This is a genomic window from Candidatus Protofrankia californiensis (assembly GCF_900634765.1).
Lineage (GTDB): Bacteria > Actinomycetota > Actinomycetes > Frankiales > Frankiaceae > Protofrankia > Protofrankia californiensis.
In genome coordinates, this window is the sequence record NZ_CAAAFT010000482.1 from 1 (window position 1) to 3,399 (window position 3,399).

The window sequence follows — 3,399 nt, forward strand, 5'->3', positions numbered from 1 at the left end:
CGCCCAGACACCCCCCAAGCGGATGCCATGGAACAGACCAGCACGGCGGAACAGACCAACGCGGCTGACCCGGGCAGGCCCGCGATCATGATTGCACGATTCGCCGCCGGTGAGAACGCCGCCAACACCGCCGCAGACCGAACAGACCCGGTTCATAACCCGTAACGAGTGGCGGTCGGCCGGGCACGGAAGCTCACCTGGCCGCCTCCATCACGCGCAGGGGTCGCAGGACGGCACTCACCGCGACGTAGATCGCCAGCACCGCCGCGTGCCGCCGGAGAAAAGGGCGAGGTAGTTGGGCTGGCTGGGGTGGGCTATGCCGTAGGACGAGGTGATGATAGGCCCGCCGCTGTGCGATAAAAGCTCGGGTCAACGGGCGGGAAAGACGCTGCGCAACGCGCGGAGAACCTCGCCGGACGCCGCCTCGATGTTCCCTCTGGGAAACCGGATCTCCTGGATTCCGGCGAGGTTGGAAAACTCCTCGACGCCTTCTTCCCGGACGATGATTGCCTTTTCGAAACCCAGCCTGCCCTGGAACAGACCCGTCTCGTGAACCACGTTCTGGCGCGACCGGATTGTACCGAACTTCGTCTCGTCGTCAGCGGTGTGGACGAGCAGTGCAAAGTCCGCCTGCTGGAGCATCTCCCATACGACGTGCGCCGCCGACCGGCCGTAACGGAATTCGCTCTCGAAGGTCACCACCCGGAAACCGAACTCACTCACGTAGTCCTTGAGTACGCGCCACATCTGGCTCGGCCCGCCGTGTCCGATGAAGATCGTAGGTTGCGTCACGCCAGCCGTCCGTCCTTCGTCGGCCACCGTCGAACTCGAATCGTCGATGACGTCGAGAATCGTACGGGACATCCGTTCGTCCGGTAACTCGACGACCAACGTCGCTCGCGGCGGACGGAAGCGATAGTCGAAGGAAAAATCGAAGACCTCGTGCCGGGGCCCGCTGAGACTGATCCTGCCGTGCTTCGACTGCTCGGGGTCGTATTTGCTGAACCATTCCGGCCGGAACGCCAGCGCACCCCCCTCGAGGTCGGGCAGGCTGCGGACAACAGGCCGGGCCGGCATCCCCAACGGATAGAGTTCCAGAGCGACGACGGCGATCTCCACGTCATCGTGGCCGTGGTCGTCGTCCCACGCGTCCTTCACGAACTCGTACCACATGTCATAGGCGCTCACGAGCTGAGCGTCCGGCACGCGTACGGCCATGCTGGCATCCGCCCTTGGCATTCGGGCACGTCCCTTCCCCCGCTGACATCGGTTAGATTACTCGGCCGGCCCAGCGCCGGTGCACGCCGTGTACACCCGGTATAAACAACCGCCCGGCGAACACCGGTCGAGCGTCGATCCGGTGCCACAACCTCCGGGGGCACAACCTCCGGGGGCCATCTGGTGACCCGGAGACCCGGGCCTGTCGGACCTCTGGGCGGCCTGTCCCCATACCATCCCGATGGACGCTGGTCAGGCAGCGACAAGCACGCGAAGATGAGCGGGTGGTCATGTCGAGCAGGACCCAGCAGATCAGCGCACCCATCCCGAGCAACCTGAAGATCGTGGAACTGCGCGAGACCGACGAGACGGCGCTGAGGTCTTTCTACACGGAGATACTGACGCCGGCTTTCCCCCCGGACGAACTCATTACCTGGGACGAGTTGCACGAGGCGGCCGCCGCCGATCTGGGTCCCGGCGTACTGGTCCTCGATGGTGAAACCCCACTGGGAGGGATGCTGGGTGAGATCTATCCCCGTTCCGGGGTGCTCCTGCTCAGTTACATCGCGGTGCGGCCCGAGGCACGTGGTCAGGGCATCGGCCAGACGCTGCTCACCGACGTCATCCCCCAGTGGCGGGCAGCCATCCGGCCATCGCTGGTGATCGCCGAGATCGAGGATCCACGATTCCACCAGCCGAATACGTATAGCGACCCGGAAGCCCGGCTCAGGCTCTACCAGCGGACGGGTTCCACGCTGCTGCCCATGCCGTTCTTCCAACCGTCCCTGCGGCCCGGCGTACCGCGGGTGTTCGACATGTTGTTGATCTGCCCCGGTGAAACAGTGCCGGCGGTGCCGGCAAAGGTCGTGGGCACCTTCCTCGACGAATACTTCGAGCTGTGCGAGGGGGGCGAGGTGCTTACCACCGACCCCGAGTATCAGGCGCTACAGCGATTCTCCGAGGGGGACGACGACGGCCTGCTCCCGCTGTGGCCGCTGGACCGCCTGCCGGAAATACCGAGGTTCATCGAGGTCATTCAGTGACCCCATCCCTGCGTACCGCGCTCGCCGGCGGCGACCGCGCGGCCGTCAGCGATCTGATGGACACCCACCACGGATTTGCCGTCCTGCTCGCCGAAGCGGTCGGAGCCGGCAGCGCCACGGTGAGGGTGGTTGAACGGGCCTGGGCCGACACCGTCGCCGCGGTGGTGTCCGACGCGGGAACACCGGTCCGGGCCAGCCTGCTCGGTGCGGTCCTGCGACTGTTGCGAGAGGACGGCCAGCTCGACGAGACCGACACCCACACCGCGGCGCCCCCGCGCGCGGGCTTCTTTCTGCCGCCGGATGACCGCTGGGCAGGATGGTGGGACGTTGACGTGCCGTCCTGGCCGGCCGGACGGGTACCAACGGCCGAGCAGGTATTGCATGCCGTGCGCCGCCTTCCGCTGCGCCAGCGAACGCTGCTCATCCTGCGGGATTCGGCCAGGCTGTCGGCGGACGAGACCGCCGACAGCCTGGGCGTGGAACCGGACGACCAGGGCAGGCTCCTCGACGACGCCCGGGAGGCGTATGTGGCCTACCTCGACGAAGAGATCCTGGCCGGCGACGTCGGTGCTCCGGACGTCGCCGGTACTCCGGACCACGTCAGTACTCCGGACCACGTCAGTACTCCGGACCACGTCGGTGCTTTGGACGTCGAGAGCCGCGGCATCAGAGGCGAAACAGGGACGAGGGCGCTGGACATCAGCTGCGACGTCGTCTTCGACCTGGTGGGCGCCTGGTACGACGGAGAACTGACCGACAACGACCAGAACGCGTTTGAACAGCATCTGCTCTTCTGCCCGCCCTGCCTTGCCTACAGCGATCGGGCGCGACGGTCACTGACGGCGCTGACCGCAGCGGCCACGGCGACGGTTCCCGCGGGATGGGCGGACCGGGCCGCCGCCGCCCTGGAACAGGCGCGGGGTACACACCGATGAGCTATTACAAGTTTCTCCGTCCCTCGGGAACGAGCCCGTTCACCGGCTACGCCTGGGGTGCGGTGGCGGGAACATGGGTCGAGGCCGACGCCACCGTGCCGTGCAGGGCCGGCATCCACGCCTGTCGGGTGGAGGACCTGCCCTACTGGCTCGCCGAGAAACTCTGGCGGATCGACCTCGACGACCCGCTCGTCGTCCACGAG

At 66.5% G+C, this 3,399-nt stretch carries 4 protein-coding genes; 3 read left to right on the forward strand and 1 reads right to left on the reverse strand.

Annotated features, from left to right (window positions below):
* Positions 1 to 369 precede the first annotated feature (369 nt).
* The gene (locus DD1DGNOD_RS24790) at positions 370 to 1,218 is read right to left on the reverse strand and encodes a TIR domain-containing protein (RefSeq protein WP_165034681.1); all 849 of its coding nucleotides are present in this window, start codon (positions 1,216 to 1,218) and stop codon (positions 370 to 372) included.
* Between the two features lie 290 nt (positions 1,219 to 1,508).
* Between DD1DGNOD_RS24790 and DD1DGNOD_RS24795 the strand changes: the two genes are divergently transcribed.
* The 3 genes from DD1DGNOD_RS24795 to DD1DGNOD_RS24805 all read left to right on the forward strand — a co-directional run.
* Positions 1,509 to 2,261 (forward strand): GNAT family N-acetyltransferase, encoded by a 753-nt coding sequence (locus DD1DGNOD_RS24795; RefSeq protein WP_131771147.1) that lies wholly within the window; start codon positions 1,509 to 1,511, stop codon positions 2,259 to 2,261.
* Positions 2,258 to 3,196: a zf-HC2 domain-containing protein gene (locus DD1DGNOD_RS24800; RefSeq protein ID WP_131764949.1), complete on the forward strand. Its 939-nt coding sequence runs from the start codon at positions 2,258 to 2,260 to the stop codon at positions 3,194 to 3,196. Before DD1DGNOD_RS24795 ends, DD1DGNOD_RS24800 begins: the two co-directional genes overlap by 4 nt.
* The coding region (locus DD1DGNOD_RS24805) for a hypothetical protein (RefSeq protein WP_165037019.1) at positions 3,193 to 3,399 on the forward strand (207 nt) is incomplete at its 3' end. The genes DD1DGNOD_RS24800 and DD1DGNOD_RS24805, both read left to right, overlap by 4 nt.